This window comes from Betaproteobacteria bacterium, from assembly GCA_009377585.1.
GTDB lineage: Bacteria > Pseudomonadota > Gammaproteobacteria > Burkholderiales > WYBJ01 > WYBJ01.
The window spans coordinates 1-18,298 of the sequence record WHTS01000115.1 but is presented as its reverse complement, the minus strand read 5'-3'; the positions used below and the strand labels follow the sequence as shown (position 1 = coordinate 18,298).

Here is an 18,298-nt window from a genome sequence, read left to right as displayed (position 1 = left end):
GAGCGCTTCTTAACCTCCTCGCCAATACGGTTGCCGATACCGGTTTCGCGCACGCAATACAGGCGTGTAGCACGGCAGTCCCTTTGCGGCCAGCGCTTTCGCGCCCGCTAGTGGACGCTTGGTCTATGACATCACTCGATGAGCACACGGGCCGCCCGCGTGTGGAGCCTTGGTTGCGTGGTTGGGTGGACGACCTGCCGCAAACGGCAGTGGCGTGGCGCGAGCATCTTCCCGCTCGCACAAAACCGCCGGCGAGCAAGAAGGAAATCGAGGACTTCTTCGAGGCAGCGCCGATACAGGCCGTCGAATTGTTGGAAACCGAAACCTACCGCGTGCTCGATTGGCTGATACAGCGAGTCGCAAAGTTGCTGGATCGTAGCGTCAGGAAAGTTTCGGACGAGCCCGCCGAAGACGGGGCAAGCGCGAACTCGGTCTTGGAGCAAGCCGCGTCCACGATGGAAAACGCAGCAGAAGCGGACGAATCTGGCGAGGAGGCACCTTCGTCCTCGGCTGTGCCGGATTCTCCGCCGCTTGCGGATATTTTTGGTCCCAAGCTGAAACCGGATGACGTCATCGCGATGATTCTTTCGGCGAGGGGAGAATACGAGCGCACGCTTCACGTCCGTGATATTCCGGCTGAAGAACAGAAATCGGACACCGACGCGCAAAAGAAACGTGTCAAGGAAGCGAAAACGAAACTGCATGGCGAGTTGTCCAGCACTACGCTCGTGATCCGGGCCGACCTTGGGGGGATCAAGAATGGCCTTCTCGATCCTGAGACCAAGACCGCCGCCAGCACCGCCGATGGCAGCACTTCCTGGGGTGCAGACGACAACGGCAATCCCCTAATTCCCTTCCGTGTCCACGATTCGGTCGCGGGCGATCCGTCCTCGGACGGCAATTGGCGCGAGTGCCTGCGCTTCGATCTCGAACGCAACGCCGACGGCGAAGCCACACGCTGGTTCATCGTAGAGGAATGGCCGGACAGCGCAAATACCGAAGACCGACGCTCCAGCGGCCCAGATCAATCCCTCCTCGAACATCAGTCGTGGACAGAGCGTTGTGCGAGACGGATCGGCAAGCGGCTCGGGTTGAAAGGCGAGTATCTGGAAATGCTCGCCATCGCCTCGCGTCTCCATGACGAAGGTAAACAGGCCTCTCGGTGGCAGAACGCCTTTCGTGCTAAACGAGATGGCCGACCCTACGCCAAGACGAAAGGTCCGATCGATTTCAAGCTACTCGATGGCTACCGGCATGAATTCGGTTCGCTTCCGTATGCGTTGAAGGATGAGGCGTTCAAGAAGCTTCCGCCGGACCTGCAAGACTTGGCCTTGCACCTGATCGCAGCACATCACGGCTTCGCCCGCCCGGTCATCGACATTACCGGATGCGAGGACGCACCACCGTCGGCGCTGGAAACCCAAGCTCGCGAAGTCGCGTTGCGCTTCGCACGCCTTCAACGGTGCTGGGGGCCATGGGGGCTGGTGTGGTGGGAAGCCCTGTTGCGCGCGGCGGACCAGCAGGCCTCGCGCGAGAACGACGCGCGTGGGCGCAAATCGAACAAGGAGACCGACCGATGAGCGAAGCCAGTATCCCGGTGGACTTGTTCAATCCCGGCCAAGTTTTCGCCTGCCTCGGATTTCTCGAAGCCGCCGATGTGCTGTTAGGCGATGCGGAAGGCGGATTCGATTGGAGCAATCCCGCCGACGTGAGGTTCCGTTTGAGCGCAAACGGGAATGCCAATCCGTTCGGGATGGTGCTGGGCTATTTGGCAGATGCCACACCGCTGCGTTATGCCCCGATGGGGTTCGTCGAATCATCGGCCAAGCCAGAAGGTGACGCCGAGGCTGGCGATGATTCCAACGACGATGAGGATGACGATGAAGCCGGTGCATCGACCCTGGTGCCATCGGAGACCTTTCCCGCCCCTTCTGGCGATGTCTCATCTCTTCCGATCTTCTTGAAATGCAGCGGCTACTCAGACGTGGCCATTGGGCACTGGGCTGACGGCACCAGCCGCAACACCTTCAAGCTTTATTCGGGCAACCGATCTGCGGAGAAGATCGCGTGCGCCATGGTTGCTGGCACGCGTGCAAAGCCAAAGAAAGGCCAGACGATCGGAGATCTCAAGACTCGCGGCATCAGCCATTTATGGGCCGAACGGCGCGAAGAGTTGATCGAGCGCCCCTTTCTGCCGACCCCGCTGGGTGGCAGCTTCAACTTCGATGCCCGTGGCGCATGGACTGCCCTCGATGCAGGGTATTCGCCCAACACACAGAAGCATCAAGTCGCATCATCTCCGGTAGTTCAAATGCTGGCCGCATGGGGATTGGAGCACGCACGGCCGTTCGAATTTGGCGTTCGGCAGGTGCGCTACGCCGCATGGGGCGAGATGTTGCCGCCGATGCTGGCGCGCGTTGCACTCTCTGGCCAAGACGGCGCATCTCGAAAAATTTTCCGATTCGAGCTGGCTTTGAGTGGAAAGAACAAGATCGTTACTTTTTCTCAACAGGAGGATGCGTCATGACACAAACCACGACCGAGGCGCTGCTGAAACTGACCGACGAATTGCTTGACACCTGGGCAAACGACCCGAAAGGGCCGGTCGCTCTCCACCTCAAGCAGAAGCTGCTGCCCGTGGAAGGCGAAGGCGGCGTGATCTTTCCGCCCACCTATGCAGACATCGGCTACAACGTCGACACACTGTCTGACGGAACCAAGGTGGCGACGATCGATAGCGTTGGCTCGCAGGCCAACCGCATGGAGCCGATCTTCAGGTCCATCGGCAAGAATGACAAGGGTGAGGAGCTAAACCCGCTTGCCAAGCTTGTGCCGCAGATCGAAATGGAGTTGTATTCCAAGGGTGACGGAAAAGAGAAACACATTGAGCGTCGATCTCTTCTCGACCTTGCACACCGAAGTGCGGACGCTGTTGTTCAGTCGTCTCCAACCTTGGCTGCGTTGTTGAATCCGGCTTTCCTCGCCTTGCGCAATCGCAATGATGCCGGACCACTCTGCACGTTTGCTCCAACGTCCCTCGTCTTTGGGGTGTGGGACTCGCGCGGCGGCACGGGCGAAAAGCTGCCTCGAATCGTTCGTTCGATCATTCGAGCTTGGAATGTTGAGCCGTTGTTTTCTGCCGCGCAATTCAATTCTGTGTGGAAACATCTCGATGAGAGTCAGCAGGAGGCGCTCAAGGCCGAAGAGAAGCTGAAGAACCGCGCCGATCGTTCTGACGTCGGATTGGCGGATGCCCCTTCAACTTTCCGCAAGGTGAGCGAATCCGCTGCCCGGCAGATGACCGAGTTCAGGAATGGTTCTCCAAACCCGGAGCGTCGCGTCTTGGGCGGGGTCATCGCGCGCGGCGAGATAGTTCGTGAGGTGACGATCAATCTTGTAGCTCTCAGAGGGATTGGAGGCTCGCTCAATGAAGAGCGCAAGGACGAGGGAATTCGTCGTTACTTGCTTTCACTGGCCTTGCTTGCGGCAACTCATGACCAAGATCTGTTCCTTAGGGAAGGCTGCTTACTAAGATATGCAGGCAATGAGCAGTGGCAGCAAGTACCACGACGTGGGGATTTGCAGCCCGTGGATGTGAACTCTGAGGCGGCACTGAAATCACTCAATGACTACGCGAGCAAGCAAGCAAAGTTGTTCTCGCCTCTTTGGCCAGAGAGCAGAGAGTTGATACATAGGTTCGACTTGGCGGCGGCTAAGAGGCTGCTTGCGAAAAAAATGGCGGAAGAAGCCCCATCGCAATGAGTCACGTCCTTCTCATCAACGTCCGTTTCCACGACTGCCGCTATCACGGTAGCGGTGACTGGCCACCGTCGCCTGCGCGGCTGTTTCAGGCCTTGGTGGCTGGTGCGGCGCGAGGTGGATTGAGTCCGAGCGACCAGGAAGCGCTTGGCTGGTTGGAAACCTTGCCCCCGCCTCTCATCGCCGCGCCATCGGAAAGGGCCGGACAATCGTTCGGCTTCTTCGTTCCGAACAATGATCTCGACTCGGTGGGCGGCGACGTTCGGAGAATCGGGAAGATCAGAACGTCCGTGAAAAGAATGCGTCCGCGGATGTTCTCTCCCGAACGGCCCTTCCTCTATGCCTGGGTCTTCGAGAACAACGAGGAAAACCGATCGCAAGCGAATGTCGTTGCATATATGGCAGATCGGCTCTACCAGCTCGGCCGCGGCGTGGATATGGCGTGGGCGGTGGGCGAGGTGATTGAACCCGTCGAGTTGGATCGCCGGCTCGAAGCCTACACGGGCGCTATCTACCGGCCAAACGACGGTCGCGAGGGGATAACACTAGATTGCTTGGAACGAGGCTCTCTGGACAGCCTGTGCAAGCGGTATCAAGCTACCGGTCATCGTTTCACCCCGACGGGACAGGGAAAACGGCTATTTACGCAGGCGCCCAAACCGCGCTTCCAGGCGGTGTCCTACAACAGCCCGATAACCCATTTACTATTCGATCTGCGCGACACCGTCAAGGCGGGCTCGCCCTTCGCGCCCTGGCCGTTGGCGCGAGTCGTCGAACTCGTGCAAACGCTACGCGGCCGAGTCGATGCGGAGGGCACCCCTGAGCCCGGGGCAACGAGGCGGCTTTGGGATACTTTGCCCGACCAGCGCGGCGAAATATCGAGCGCTCTGATCGGACGCAACGCAACCGAGGCCGACAAGCATCGGCGCGTGCGCATCTTGCCCTTACCATCCATCGGCCATGCGCACGTGAACCGAGATATCCGGCGCGTCTTGGTGGAAGTACCACCCAATTGTCCGCTACGGAAGGACGACATTTCCTGGGCATTTTCCGGACTGGAAATCGCATCCACGGGTGACGAGACTACCAGGGAACTCCTTTCAAACACTCAACTGGTTCCAGCAGTGGATCGCTCAATGTTGGAACATTACGGCCTCGGCTCCGGTGAGTCCGCTCGCGTCTGGCGCAGTGTTACGCCGCTGGCGCTTCCTGAGGGTGCTGGGCGCCGCCGCATCGAAGCCGCACGCTTGCGTGCGGAAGCCAAGGATGGCCCGGAGCGGTTGGCTGAGCACCAATGCGCTACAGGCGCCGTGTTACATGCATTACGCCATGCCGGCGTTCGAGCGTCAGCTACATCAGTGCGAATGCAGCGGGAGCCCTTCGAAGCAAAAGAATTACGGGTAGAGTTTTTTTCGCCTGGGACGCGCTTCGCCAAGGAGCGCCTCTGGCATGCGGAAATCACCTTTGCGACGCCTGTGCAAGGCCCTCTGGTGCTCGGCGACGGACGTTACGCGGGTCTTGGCCTTATGCGGCCGGTCGCAAGCGTCATCGGCGTGCACGCCTTCCGCATAGTCGGGGGATTGGCGGATGGAACGAAACCGGCGACGATCTCCGCAGCCCTTCGGCGGGCAGTGATGGCCCGGGTGCAAGATGTGCTCGGACTGCGCAAGCCGCTGCCGACTTTCTTCAGCGGGCACGAGCGCAACGGAGCGCCGGCGCGCGGGAATGCCCATCGGCATCTCGCATTCATCACGGACCTTGCGCGTGACCGCCTGCTAATCGTTGCGCCACACATGATGGAACATCGTCATCCAACACCCGACGAGAAGCGACATTTGTCCGTGCTCGCTGCATCATTGGTTGGGCTCGCCGAGCTGCGGGCTGGTGGGGCAGGCAGGTTGGAACTGACATCCTCCACCGCTCACGCGGACGATCGGTTGCTTGCCCCAGCGTTGCGCTGGGAAAGCGTTACGGAGTATCGCGTGACACGGCATCCCAAAAGGACAATGGACCATCAGGCCCTAGTCGCCGATGCCGCGAGTGAGCTTGCTCGACGAAATCTTCCACGACCTACGCGGATCGAGCCTATTCAGTGCACATTAGGATCTCACGGTGGCATTACTGGACGCATGCGCATCGAGTTCGCGACAGCCGTCAGCGGTCCGATTCTTATTGGACAAACCTGCCATAGCGGTGGCGGCTTGTTCATAGCCGACGAGCAGCGCTGATGGGCAGCGAAGCAAGCGGCCGCCTTTGGACGAGTCCGGCATCCGAGTCAACACTTCGATCGCGACTCACCGTTCGAGGGGGTGGGTGGGGCCAAGCGCCCGCTCGAAAGCCGGGCGGTGCGCGATCACGGCGGGAGTATGTCTCCGCGTTCGCCAACGCCGATAGCGGTGTGCTGATCCTTGGCGTCGAGGAGCACGGTCCGGGGAGCGGTCATCTCTATCTCGCGACGGCGATGCGCGTAATCCTCAGTGCCGCCGAACCCATGTTGAGGGACAATTCACTTATCGAGAGCAAGCGCAGAACGGGGTGACCCATGAGCAATCGTTTACCTGTTGACGACGCAGCGCTGACGGCCTTCTGCCACAAGCACGCCATCCGCAGGTTGTCGCTCTTCGGCTCCATGCTGAAGGGGACGGCTCGCTCTAATAGTGACGTTGATCTGCTCGTGGAGTTCGAACCGGGCAAGAAGCCAGGTCTGCTCGCGCTCGCAGCCATGGAACAAGAACTCTCGGCACTGCTCGGAGGCCGGCGCATCGATCTGCGTACAGCAGAAGACCTTTCCCGCCACTTCCGCGACGAAGTGGTGCGCACGGCGGAGGTGCAATATGCGCGAGGATGACCGCATTCGCATTCAGCACATGATCGAGGCCGCGGAGGCGTGCGTACAGTTCATCTCCGGACGTGGGCGCATGGACCTGGACTCCGATCGCATGCTGCTCTTCGCCGTGATCCGAGGCATAGAGATCATCGGAGAAGCAGCATCGAAGGTATCGGAGGAAACGCGCTCTGACACGCCGGCGATTCCATGGAAGGCCATTATCGGGATGCGCAACCGCGTCATCCATGCCTACTTCGATATCGACAGGGACATCTTATGGAAGGCGGCTGCCGAGGAGATTCCCGTACTGCTGTCGATGCTTCGATTGCTTTGATCGGTTTCGTACAAACGTTTCGCGACGCAGCGTGACTACGACAAGAGCGGAGCGATATGAGTCAACTCCCGAGCTTCTCGGTCTTCTACCATAACCTTTGCAACTGCAATCCCCTTTCCGAGGCGGTCCTTTTTCGCTGAGCACACACAGCCATTTGGCGAAGGACCTTTGTGACTGCCCGATCCATCTTGCGCCATCGAGGCGTTGACACCCGTAAACTGGGCGAGTAGCGTTTGAACCACTGAACACCCGCGCGGGCGGCACAAAGCGCGAATGTTTGCGGCAAGGCTGGGGTTGATAGCCACGGATACCGACGAGCTGCGAGCAATCCTTATGACGGGCGCGCAAACGCAACCGGCTATAGAAACATCGAGAGACCAGTATGGGGTGCGTTACCTCGTCGAGGTTCCCGTGGTGCGCGGCGGCCGAAGCGCAGTCATCCGATGCGCATGGATCGTTCGCATCGGAGAGGACTATCCTCGATTGACCAGCTGTTACGTGCGGTAGGACGGCCAATGAATCCGCTTCGGCTCTTGGACGTGGTGGCTCTGATGGACGATCTGCCTGAGCACGGCTTGGCACGGGGTCAGGTCGGGACGATCGTAGAGGTACTCGCGCCCGATGCTTACGAGGTCGAATTTTGCGATGAGCAGGGGCAAACGTACGCAAGCGTTGGCATCCAAGCAGATAAGTTGATGGTGTTGCGCTATCGGCCCGTGGCAGCGGCGTGATCACCTGTGTTCGGTGCGCGCAACCGTTGTCGCCGGGCTCTGTTTGATCCGGCCTTGCCGAGATCAGTGACGTCGAGTTCCGCGCATTGCTTGAAGCCTATCGACGCGGGCGGGTGGACAATGCCCGGCTGCGCCAGATCACCGGCCTCGACACGCTGGCGGCGAGCGGCCTGCTCCGGCGTCTGCGTGACCGCGAGCTGTTGACCTTGCACGCGGCCGGCGCAGCGAGCTACTACGAGCTCGGACCGGCGGTGCAAATCCCGGTGTCGGAGGAACGGCTCGTCGCTGGGAGCGCCGAGAAGCCTGACCGCGGATCGAGGGGGGGGCTGGAGTCGGATCGGGGGGGGGCTCGACGCCGAGGATGCCGCGGATCGGGGGGGGCTCAAGCCGGATCGGGGGAGGCTCGACGCCGAGGTCGAGCGCATCGTCTCTTCCCTGGGCGCACGCCCCCGTAAAGCCAGACTGCGCCAGGCGATCCTGGAGCTCACGGCGCTAAGGCCCTGGCGCCCGGTCGAGATGGCGGACGTCCTCGACTTCAGCCCGGGCAAGCTCGTCGAGCGGCACTTGAAGGAGATGGTGGCCGAGGGCCTGCTCGAACGCACGCACCCGGAGAACCTCGCTCACCCGGCGCAAGCCTACCGCGCTGCGAAGCCGCGGCACGACATCAATTCCTGCTGAAAAAGAACAGCCAGTCCTCAATGTCGAGACGAAGGCGCGCTTCCGGGTTTGCGGTCAGTATCTGCTGCCAGCCGTCGTACTGTTGAAGTTGCTCGGTGTGAAAGCCGAGCTTCTCCAGACACTCGTCGAGATCATGCCGCAGGTCGTTTCGCACCGTGACCTGGGCGCCACGCTCCCAATCTCGAGCTTTCGGGTTGCGGTATCCGAGGGAGATCTTTTCGTCTACTTCCAGTCCCTCGGATCGAATCTTGTCCATCACTTCTGTCCTCTTGGTTTTCCACCAATCCAGCCGCTCTCCATGGAAGCTCATCTTGGTCGATGCCGCATCCGCTAATTTCCCCGCCGTGTATTCAAACGCCCAGTCTTTTCGTAGCATCGCAGCCCTCATGTCCGAATGAACACTCTCATTCTCCCACTCGAAAGGCTCACCAGATGAGCCACCCATCACCGTAAGATGGAGTCGCTGCAGGAGACGCGCTACACTGTGGACGGATCGTTGCGAGCTCCCCGATGAGCGTACGCCGTTGGTACGCACGGTGTGGATCGTCGAAAATGGTGAAACTATTGCGGTCGTTACCGTGGAGCTCGCGCAGGTTAGGTCGGTCGAGCGCCGAGAGATCACCCACGCCCGGCGCGTCGCATAGCGATCCGCCTCGATCTCGCGATGCCGGCCGCTTCTAAGCAAGTAATCGATCGCCGCCGACCACGTACGGCAGTCGTAAACGGTGGCAGAATGCTGCTCTAATTCGCTGGAGCCGAGCGCATCGCGCCAAGGAAACAGCACAAGCGACTGGCGCGATCACCACTGTGTCCCTCGTTTTTCTTCCGGACCGAGCCAAGTTCTTCCTGTGGGGTGAGAACCACCGCCTGCCCGCGCTCGCCGCGATGGCGCATCGCGGATCGCCTGCGAAGACCGATCTCGTCACACCCGGCGGGCGGGCGCCGGTCGCCGGCACGGCGCTGCCGCTGCTGGATACGGTGGCAAGCCTCGCGCTCGTGCCGGCCACTGAGGTTCCTTCGCTTTCAGCTTCGGTCGCCGTCTGGACTCTCGCCAGCAAGCTCGTGCTCGACCTGGTGAGCCGCGAGCGCGTGGTGCCGATCGTCGGGCGCCTGCAGGAGCGGGCCTTCGTCCGTTGGGGCGCGGCGCTGGCGGCACCGGAAGACGCCGCGCAGGTGAATGCGCTCACCCGCAGCATGCCGCCCGCGGCTTACGCGGTGCCGGTCGTCGGCGCGGCCGCGCGCGAGGTGTGGGCGCCCGAGGCGCTGCTCCGCGCGTTTCTGGATGCCACCGTCGACGCCCTCGTCCGCAGTGCACGGGAAGGCGTTGCGCGTCCGGAGCGCCGCCCGACAAAACGTCGCGGCAACGGCGATGCCGGTTTCATACCCTGGGAGCTACGCTGGAAAGCCGCGCTATCGGCGGGGGACGGGACGTTCGAGACCGAGAGCTTCGGCGAGCGCACGCTGCTCGACGATCTCGGCGCCTGGAGTGAGCCCGCGCACGGCGCGCTCGGCCGCCTGCGTGCTTGCTTCCGCCTGGAGCTGCCCGAGGCAGATCGCGAATCCTTCACGCTGCGCTTCCTGCTGCAATCACCGGACGATCCGAGCCTGCTCGTCACGGCTGCCGAGGTCTGGAGCACCACGGGCCGCAGTCTCGCCAAGCTGGGGCGCGCCTTTCGCGATCCGCAGGAATCGCTGCTCGAAGCCCTGGGAAGAGCGGCGCGGCTGTTTCCCGCCATTGCCCCCAGTCTCGCCGAGGCGCGGCCCGAAGCGCTTGTGCTGGATCCGACCGCGGCGTGGCGGTTCCTGAGCGACGGTGCGCGCGCGCTTGCCGGCGCGGGCTTCGGTGTCATCGTGCCGGCCGAGCTCACTGCGGCGGGACAACGCCGGCTGCGGCTGAGGATGCGCGTGAACGGGGGAGCCGCTGTCGCGGGGGCGGTTGCCGGCACCGCGGACCTCGGCCTCGATGCGCTTCTGGCTTTCGAGTGGGAGGCTGCCCTCGGCGACGAGACGCTCAGCGCACGTGAGCTCGCGGCCCTGGCTCGGCACAAGGCGCCGCTCGTTCGCCACCGTGGCCGCTGGATCGCCGTCGATCCGGGCGAGCTCGCCGAAATCGACCGGCGCATGGCGGAAAAGACGGGGCGGATCAGCGCGCGCGCGGCGGTCGTCGCGGCGCTCTCGGGCGAGAGGCGCCTGGACGGGATGAACGTCGCGGTGACCGCGGCGGGTGAGTTCGGCGATCTGCTTGCACGGCTGCGCGAAGGTGCGGCCCGCATGGCCGAACCGCCACCGGGCTTTCGGGGCACGCTGCGCCCGTACCAGGGGCGGGGGCTCGCCTGGCTGCAGACCATGGGCGCGCTGGGGCTGGGCGCGTGTCTGGCCGATGACATGGGTCTGGGAAAGACGATCCAGCTCCTCGCATTCCTGCTGCACCGGTTGCAGCGCGCGGCCGACGACGGGCGTCCCGCGTTGCTGGTCGCGCCCACTTCGGTGCTGGGCAACTGGGAACGCGAGGCCGAGCGCTTTGCGCCCGATCTTCGCGTCGTACGCCACTACGGTACGGACCGGGCGCGCGAATCCAGCGACATACCGAATGGCGCCGGCACCGTAGTGGTGACGAGCTATGGCCTGTTGCGCCGCGACGTGGGGCTGCTCTCGTGCGTGCAGTGGTCGGTCGTGGTGCTCGACGAAGCCCAGAACATCAAGAACGCCGCATCGGCGACTGCGAAAGCGGCGCGCGCGTTGCCAGCGGCGCACCGCTTCGCGCTCACCGGCACGCCAGTCGAGAATCGCCTCGCCGAGCTGTGGTCGATCTTCGAGTTCGCGAATCCGGGACTGCTCGGTCCGCTCGAATCCTTCCGCCGCGAGTTCGCCGTGCCCGTCGAGCGCTACGGCGACGACCAGGCCGCCGGGCGCCTGCGCCGTATCGCGAGCCCCTTCCTGCTGCGGCGACTCAAGAGCGATCCCGCCGTTATCCAGGATCTGCCGCCGAAGAACGAGATGAAGGTCGTGTGCACCTTGACCCGCGAGCAGGCGACGCTCTACCAGGCGGTGCTCGACGAGGAGATGCGCCGCATCGAATCGGCCGACGGTATCGAGCGCCGGGGCCGGGTGCTGGCGCTCCTGATGTTCCTGAAGCAGGTCTGTAACCACCCCGCCCAGTACCTCGGCGAAGCGGGGCCGCTGCCGCGGCGCTCCGGCAAGCTCGACCGCACGGCGGAAATGCTCGAGGAGGCACTCGCCGCGGGCGACAAGGCGCTCGTCTTCACCCAGTTCCGCGAGATGGGCGATCGCCTGGTTGCGCACTTCAGGCAACGGCACGGGATCGAGGTCGCGTTCCTGCATGGCGGCACGCCGCGCAAAGCCCGCGACGAAATGGTGCGCCGTTTCCAGGAGGAGGCCCACGGCCCGCGCATCTTCGTGCTCTCCGTCAAAGCGGGTGGCACCGGTCTCAACCTGACGGCGGCGAGCCACGTGTTCCACTACGACCGCTGGTGGAACCCCGCGGTCGAGGACCAGGCCACGGACCGTGCCTATCGCATCGGGCAGAGCCGAAGCGTGCAGGTCCACAAGCTCGTGTGCGCCGGTACGGTCGAGGAGAAGATCGACCGCATGCTGGAGAGCAAGCGCGATCTCGCCGCCAAGGTGGTGGGCACGGGCGAGAAGTGGATCACCGAGCTCGGCAACACCGAGCTGCGCGAGCTGTTCGCGCTGTCCGCGGACGTTGCCGTGGACGGTGAGGACGACGCGGCCGATGACGATGACATCAAGCATGCGAGCAGGCCGGCCGGTGGCAAGCGCCGTCGCGTCGCGGCCCGCATCGTGGAAGCGCGCTCATGAGCCGCTGGGACGAATGGGGCTGGTACAAGCCCGCGCCGAAGCAGCCGCCCCCCGAGCGCGGCATCAGGCTGAAGAAAAGCGGTGCTACCTGGTGGGGGCAGCGCTGGGTCGAGGCGCTGGAGCGCATGTCGCGCGGCTATTCGAACCGGCTCGCCCGCGGCCGCAGCTACGCGCGCGCCGGCCGCACGCACGATCTGGTCGTGAAGGCCGGGCGGGTGAGCGCCAAAGTCACCGGCTCGCGTCCCGCGCCGTACACGGTGACGATCGCGCTCACGAAGCTCGGCGATGCAGTCTGGAGCAAGGCGATCGCGGCCATGGCCGGCAAGGCGCAGTTTTCCGCGGAGCTGCTGGCAGGCGAGATGCCGCGGGACATCGACGCCGCGTTCAAGGAGGCCGGGGCGAGCCTCTTTCCGTTGAAGGAGACCGACCTCGTTACGAAGTGCACCTGCCCCGACTGGGCCAACCCGTGCAAGCACGTGGCCGCCACTCACTACGTGCTCGGCGAGGCGCTCGATCGCGATCCGTTCCTGCTGTTCGAGCTGCGCGGCCACTCCAAGGCGCAAGTGCTCGATGCCCTGCGCGCGGCACGAATGGTCAAGGGAAGCAGCGAGCGATCGCGCAAGGGAGCGAAACGTGCCGCGGCGCCGCCCGGCGAGGTGCCTACCGTCGTCCTTGGAAAGCTCGATGCGTCCGACTACGACCAGGCGCGCGGGCCGCTTCCCGCGCTGCACTTGAGCTTCGAGCCTGTACCGGTTGCGGGTGGGCTGATCCCCCAGCTCGGGAAGCCGTCCGGTTGGAGCTGCGACGTCTCACCCGGCGAGTTGCTCGGCCCGATGATCCAGCGGGCGGCTGACAAAGCGCGCAGCCTCGCCATGGCCGAGGTGCAACCGGCGCCCGATCCGGATTCGGTGTGAATCACCGTTTCCGCCGCCGCGAGCGGCCGGCGCGATGCGGCGCCCTCACCTGGTCTTCGAACGCGGCCGCCAAAGCAAGGTCCCATGCCTCCAGATCGTCATCGTCGTCGGGCTCCGGCAGCTCGTCGATAGCGGAGCTTCGCAGCCCCGGGTCGTCCAGTTTCTTCGAAGTACGCTCGATCCGATCGATCATGGCGCGTGCTGCGGCGATGTTCGCGCTCAATGCCTGGTCGACGCGCTGCGGCACGGTGTCGCGCTCCGCCAGCCCGAATTCGACGCAAAAGGGCACGGTCTGCGCCTGCAGCTGACTTTCCAGCACTTGCACCTGCTCGTTCAATACCGCGTTGTAGTGCCGCAGTCGCGCCTCCGGCAAATCTGCGAGCGTCGCAGCATCGATCTGTTCGATCTCGATCTGCAGGGTCAGGAGCTCCAGCAGGTCGTTGCGTTCGTAGGCCTGGTTGGCGCGTTGCATTAAAGCGGTCTTGCGCTTGTGCTCGGCTGCATCGGTCTCGCGATCCGGGTGCAGAGCACTCACGAGCTTGCGATAGACCTCGCGCACCGGCTGGGTCGCCGTCTCTGCCACCTGGGCTTTCGATCGCTTGTCCTCGGCTGCGTTGCGGCGTCGGCCGCGACCGGCGTGCGCACGGCGATCGTCCGCATGGGCTTCGTGAACCTTCTCGGCCGCGTGGTGCAACAGTTCTTCCACGGTTTGCGCCTCGTGTCCCTCGATGCTGTCTTCCCCAAGGATGTCGCTGAGCACCGCTTCGGCAAGCCCTATCTCACCTTCGCGCTCGGCCGCATAGGGAATATCGCTGTGCCGATCGTAAAGCGCTTCCAGCTCGGCGTCCGGCCCGCACTGCAGGATGTTGCCGGCGACGTCCAGGAGGACGCCTCGGGCTCTCGCGCGGCGCTTTCGTGTCAACCACTTGCCCGGCTTGTTCGCGCTGAGCAGCCGGTCCAATTGGATCGCGAGCCGCCGTTGCGCCTCGCGTATAGCGTGTTCCATCGGCTGCAACTCGCTTTCGACGCGCGCCTGGAAGCGCGGCATGAACGCCTCCCAGGCGGCGAGCGCTTCGCGGCCGCGGCGAATGCGCTCCGTCAGGCGGTTGAACGTGCGCTGCGCCGCACTCAATCGTTGCTTGCCCTTCGGGACGGACACGAGGGCCGCAGCGTCCTCGGGGGATGGATTATCGTCGAAGAGCGATTGCTGGCGTGGAGGCTTCATTAGAGATCCCTGATGTCGAAGATCCGGGCCCGGCCGCCCGATGGCGGTGCTTCGTGCCGTAATGTATCCGCTGTTCCGATCGGCGCCAACCCGGCGAGTCCGGATCGCATTCGATGAGGCGCTCGTCGAGCAGACGCTCTCCGCCATCCACGGCCTGCGTGGCGTGGCGCTGTCGGGCCACGTTCCACCGTCGCTCGAAGACAGCCCGAAGTGTCCACGCTGCTCGCTCGTCGTTGTCTGCATGCCCGACGAGATTCGCTTTCTCGCCCGTGGGGTGCGCGCGCTCGAGGACTTCAAGCACAACGTCCGGAACTTCACGGGCCCGCAGCCGGGGGGGTCTCGATGGCAGTACCGGTTCAAGGAGTTCGGGCAGTTCGTGCGTGCGTGGTTGGATGGGCTACTTCGGCATCTCGCAGTATTACCGCCCGATTCCGGAACTCGACGAGTGGCTGCGCCGGCGCGTGCGCATGTGCTACCGGAAACAGTGAGCTGGGTGCGTGCCCGAGTGCGACACCTGTTGCGGCTCGGCACCGGGAAGAAGGCAGCGATCTGGACGGCGATCAGTCTCAAGGGCTACTGGCATCTGTCGCGGTCGCTGGCGACGCAAATGGGAATGACGAACGAGTGGCTTGATGCACAGGGCTTGGTGAGTATCCGCGCGCTGTGGATGAAGGCGCAAGGCTATGCCTGACGATCGCCGTGTGCTTCGCTGTGATGAACCGCCCGGTGCGTACCCGCATTGCCGGGCGGTGTGGGAGGGGCAGGCTCGACACCTGCCTCGACCCGATTGGGCGGCGATTTGACTTTCGCACATGAGATTGGCGTCGCTATTATGGCGCGCGGCAAACCGCCTCGATTTTGAAACCATCTAGCTCGAAAACGAACGCGCCGTAGAACGGCGCCGTGTATTCCGGTCGTACCCCCGGGGCCCCGGCGTCTTTCGCGCCGCAGCGCAATGCTGCTGCGTGAAACGCATCCACGCCCGCGCGATCAGCCGCCTCGAAACTGACGTGAAGACCGAGTCCGGCGTTCGCACTACCTTCGCGTACACGGTCGAGTATCCAGAAAACCGGCGCTGCTCGGTTGGGCAGACCGTATCCGATTGCGCCTGGGCGTTCTTTGCGGCGCGACAACCCCAAGGTCGCAAGTACGGCGTCGTAGAACGCCGCAGAACGACCCAGATCAGAGACGGGAATCGAGACGTGATCGATCATTTGGGCTCCCGACCGTTTGATCTCCGACGCCCAACGAACGCTGCGCATCACCGGCCGGAACCGGCGGCGGAGCACGCCGGTGCCCGCCTCGATCCGATTAGGCGCCCCTGTCCAATACGCTGGCGGTGAGACCAAGCGCAAATGCTAACGCGCGATCAAGCAGAGCGAGTTTCGCAGGCGACAACGAACCCACGAAATTCGTAAGTGAGCTCTTCGGCAAACTCATCAGTTCGTCGCAGTGAATGCTGCTGTCGTGCTTGAGACCTTCGTCGACGCCGACGTCGACTTGCGTGTGCAAACCGTCTCGACGGGTGTAGACCGGCGCACATACCACGGAGGAGAACGACGATTCCACGAGAAGCTGACGACTGACGATTACGAAAACGCGCTGTCGCCGCGGATCGCGAACGGAAGGATGCTGAACGAGGTAAAGCTCCCCACGCCTCACAACGGAACCTGATAGGACAGGGCGTCCTCAGCTTCGGCGTTTAGTTCTGTGGCGCGGGCATTGATTACCGCAAGATCCGTTGCGTCTTCTCCGGCCCGTGGCCATGCAAAATATGCCCGCAATGCAGCGGCAATCAACTCGTCGCGCTCGGGAGGGCTCGGTGCTCGGCGGTCCAGTACAGCCTTGAGGTCGTCGGGCAGGACAACGATGGTATCTGTACTCATGGTAGGAATATTACGGCGGCACAGCTAGAACCGGCAAGCGGGCCAAATAAGGTGAGCGGTCGGCGCGGCGGCCCCTGGGCGTCAACGTTGTGGGCGTCTTCAGGAGATGCGGCAGCGAAGGGCCGAACATGGACACAAGGAGGAACCGTGGACAGCTCGGGCATGGAATGCACCCGACCGGGTAAACCATCCGCGGGCGCTGGGCCACGTAGCCAGCCTTGCCCGTGCCCTTGCGTCGTGCATGCCAGGCGACGTGTAGTGCATGTTCATGAACCGCCCGGTGCGGACCCACATGCCGGGTGGTGTGGGAGGGGCGGGCTAAAGGCCCGGCTCGACCCGATTGGGCGTCAGACTGGTGATAGCACAATGTTAGATGCTCTACCCACGAAATCTAACGGCATCGCGGTGATTGATATTCTCCGGATCGAAACTAAGCAAAAAGTCATGCAGTGAAGCGACTCGGAAGGTCGCAGCTTCAGGTCCGAAGAAGGTCTCAACGCAACTTGGTTCTGCTTGCGACTTTACTCGATAGCTATGCGTGTGACCATCAATGTGTACTAAGCTCACAGATGATCCAAGGCGACTGACAAAGCCGTACTGCAACCACCTGCTTCCGTGGCGCTTCGGACAGCGAAATGCGAAATGAAATAGTTGCGGGTAGTGTTCATCGTATTGTCGTTGGCCCAAAAGGCGGACTAGCGCGTATACGTTGCTCGAGACATGGGGGTCGTGAGAGAACTCGGAGATGTACCAGCGCTTCCAGGCGTAGCGCTCTGCGAACGACTCCGGTGGCCAATGGCGTTGACGGCCGAAGAAATCTTTGAGAAATGACAGTGCCGGCTTCCAGCGACCCCTCTGAAATGACTCGATGAGTCGGTCGATTGCTGAGTCCAAATCATCTGACGAGAAAGCGAGTAGCGCGAAGGGGTCAATGTCCAGAAGCTCGGCAATATGGAGAAGATCTTCGCTGTCCTGGGGCAAGTGTCCTTTTGTCCAACGAAAGACTGTTGTTCGGTGTACACCGCCATCTTTGTTCCAGAGAGATTGAAGCTCGTCAACGCCGCCAGGGAAGCGAACTTTGATTAGCCGCCTTAGGAGGGTTCCGTTCAGTGTGATAGCGGACATTCGCGCTCCTGTCCAAACGCACCGTCGTATTTGCAACACCCCTTGCTCCCGGTCTTCGTAAATTTACACTGGGCGAGTGCTTCTAGTTCGACGCCTAAAAAGGAGAGTGATTGAACGACTTGTAACCTGAACAGGAGATCTACCATGAGTTCGACGAAAACAGAGCGACTAAGGAACGGGGATACGCGGGAGACCAAAAAGTGGAACAACGGTCGACAGACGATCGTAACCTCCAGACCTGGATTGTTCTTCAAGAATGTGAAGTCCGTTGAACACCGCGGCCCGCCAGCGAAGCGGAAGTAACTTGGTTGCTCCGCTCACGGCGCCAGGCTCTCCCCAGTTGGCGCCGTTCTTCGTTTTCTGCGCGGCGACACACGGCGCGCATCGCATGGTGTCTTCTGACGCCAACGACTGCCATCAGCGGCAGGAACCGGCGGGCGAAGCACGCTGGTGACTGTCGGCTGCAACCCACGGTGTACGCCCGACATGGGCATGAGCTTATGCGGTGAAAGTCCGCTGTGGGAGAACTCGATGCGATCAGGATAACCACTAGCCGAGGGCAAGGGCAAGGCCGTGAGGCGTTGCCTGAAGGAAGCCCAAGTGCAAAGTTGCGAGCCGAGGAACACGAACCGCATCGAAGGCTCAGTCTGCGGGCGAGTTGGCACCACACAACGAAGCCCGAGAGTTCAGCGGACAGCGTAAATGCGGCGGTTGTGCAACGAAAGCGCATGTTCTTATTCGGGGAGATCTGCGCATGTGCTACTGGAAACAGTGGCGCGGGGTGCGTGCCCGAGTGCGAAACCTGTTGCGGCTCGGCACTGGGAAGAAGGCAGCGATCTGGACGGCGATCAGTCGCAAGGGCTACTGGCACCTGTCGCGGTCGCTGGCGACGCAAACCGGGATGACGAACGATTGGCTTGCGGCACAGGGCTTGGTGAGTATCCGTGCGCTGTGGATGAAGGCGCAAGGCTACGCCTGACGA

At 62.7% G+C, this 18,298-nt stretch carries 14 protein-coding genes and 2 pseudogenes; 10 read left to right on the top strand and 6 right to left on the bottom strand.

Annotation, left to right across the window (positions count from 1 at the left end; all coding sequences use genetic code 11):
* The first annotated feature begins 1,387 nt into the window (after nucleotides 1–1,387).
* The 6 genes from cas8c (at nucleotide 1,388) to GEV05_25170 (ending at nucleotide 7,651) form a co-directional block, all read left to right on the top strand.
* On the top strand, nucleotides 1,388–2,527 hold the full coding sequence (gene cas8c, locus GEV05_25195; protein MPZ46620.1) for a type I-U CRISPR-associated protein Cas8c: 1,140 nt from the start codon (nucleotides 1,388–1,390) through the stop codon (nucleotides 2,525–2,527).
* Nucleotides 2,383–3,762: a type I-U CRISPR-associated protein Cas7 gene (gene cas7u / locus GEV05_25190; GenBank protein MPZ46619.1), complete on the top strand. Its 1,380-nt coding sequence runs from the start codon at nucleotides 2,383–2,385 to the stop codon at nucleotides 3,760–3,762. Before cas8c ends, cas7u begins: the two co-directional genes overlap by 145 nt.
* A complete protein-coding gene (gene cas5u6u / locus GEV05_25185) occupies nucleotides 3,759–5,987 on the top strand; it encodes a type I-U CRISPR-associated protein Cas5/Cas6 (protein MPZ46618.1) in 2,229 nt (742 codons plus the stop codon). Before cas7u ends, cas5u6u begins: the two co-directional genes overlap by 4 nt.
* Nucleotides 5,988–6,301: 314 nt before the next feature.
* Entirely contained in the window at nucleotides 6,302–6,607 is a 306-nt protein-coding gene (locus GEV05_25180; protein ID MPZ46617.1) for a nucleotidyltransferase, read from the top strand.
* A complete protein-coding gene (locus GEV05_25175; GenBank protein MPZ46616.1) occupies nucleotides 6,594–6,920 on the top strand; it encodes a DUF86 domain-containing protein in 327 nt (108 codons plus the stop codon). Before GEV05_25180 ends, GEV05_25175 begins: the two co-directional genes overlap by 14 nt.
* 515 nt (nucleotides 6,921–7,435) lie before the next feature.
* On the top strand, nucleotides 7,436–7,651 hold the full coding sequence (locus GEV05_25170; GenBank protein ID MPZ46615.1) for a DUF4926 domain-containing protein: 216 nt from the start codon (nucleotides 7,436–7,438) through the stop codon (nucleotides 7,649–7,651).
* A gap of 664 nt (nucleotides 7,652–8,315) precedes the next feature.
* On the opposite strand, the gene GEV05_25165 is transcribed toward GEV05_25170, so the two are convergent.
* A complete protein-coding gene (locus tag GEV05_25165) occupies nucleotides 8,316–8,705 on the bottom strand; it encodes a hypothetical protein (GenBank protein ID MPZ46614.1) in 390 nt (129 codons plus the stop codon).
* Between the two features lie 509 nt (nucleotides 8,706–9,214).
* Between GEV05_25165 and GEV05_25160 the strand changes: the two genes are divergently transcribed.
* Both GEV05_25160 and GEV05_25155 read left to right on the top strand, forming a co-directional pair.
* Complete coding sequence (locus GEV05_25160; protein MPZ46613.1) at nucleotides 9,215–12,166, top strand: DEAD/DEAH box helicase; 2,952 nt, start codon at nucleotides 9,215–9,217, stop codon at nucleotides 12,164–12,166.
* Nucleotides 12,163–13,080 (top strand): hypothetical protein, encoded by a 918-nt coding sequence (locus GEV05_25155; protein ID MPZ46612.1) that lies wholly within the window; start codon nucleotides 12,163–12,165, stop codon nucleotides 13,078–13,080. Before GEV05_25160 ends, GEV05_25155 begins: the two co-directional genes overlap by 4 nt.
* A 1-nt stretch (nucleotide 13,081) precedes the next feature.
* Here the strand turns inward: GEV05_25155 and GEV05_25150 are convergent, their stop codons facing one another.
* Nucleotides 13,082–14,305 carry a hypothetical protein gene (locus GEV05_25150; protein ID MPZ46611.1) on the bottom strand — a complete coding sequence of 408 codons (1,224 nt, stop codon included), beginning with the start codon at nucleotides 14,303–14,305 and terminating at the stop codon, nucleotides 13,082–13,084.
* A gap of 40 nt (nucleotides 14,306–14,345) precedes the next feature.
* Between GEV05_25150 and GEV05_25145 the strand changes: the two are divergent.
* Nucleotides 14,346–14,996: pseudogene (locus tag GEV05_25145) on the top strand (hypothetical protein).
* Nucleotides 14,997–15,135: 139 nt separating this feature from the next.
* Here GEV05_25145 and GEV05_25140 read toward each other — a convergent pair.
* From GEV05_25140 to GEV05_25125, 4 genes are all read right to left on the bottom strand, one after another.
* On the bottom strand, nucleotides 15,136–15,519 hold the full coding sequence (locus tag GEV05_25140; GenBank protein MPZ46610.1) for a VOC family protein: 384 nt from the start codon (nucleotides 15,517–15,519) through the stop codon (nucleotides 15,136–15,138).
* A 97-nt stretch (nucleotides 15,520–15,616) separates the two neighbouring features.
* Nucleotides 15,617–15,967, bottom strand: coding sequence for a type II toxin-antitoxin system PemK/MazF family toxin (locus tag GEV05_25135; GenBank protein ID MPZ46609.1), 351 nt, complete (start codon nucleotides 15,965–15,967; stop codon nucleotides 15,617–15,619).
* Nucleotides 15,964–16,191 (bottom strand): hypothetical protein, encoded by a 228-nt coding sequence (locus tag GEV05_25130; GenBank protein ID MPZ46608.1) that lies wholly within the window; start codon nucleotides 16,189–16,191, stop codon nucleotides 15,964–15,966. The genes GEV05_25135 and GEV05_25130 overlap by 4 nt, the downstream gene beginning before the upstream one ends.
* A 378-nt stretch (nucleotides 16,192–16,569) precedes the next feature.
* Entirely contained in the window at nucleotides 16,570–17,316 is a 747-nt protein-coding gene (locus GEV05_25125; GenBank protein MPZ46607.1) for a hypothetical protein, read from the bottom strand.
* Between the two features lie 736 nt (nucleotides 17,317–18,052).
* Here GEV05_25125 and GEV05_25120 point away from each other — a divergent pair.
* Nucleotides 18,053–18,295, top strand: a pseudogene (locus GEV05_25120) (group II intron reverse transcriptase/maturase).
* Nucleotides 18,296–18,298 lie beyond the last annotated feature (3 nt).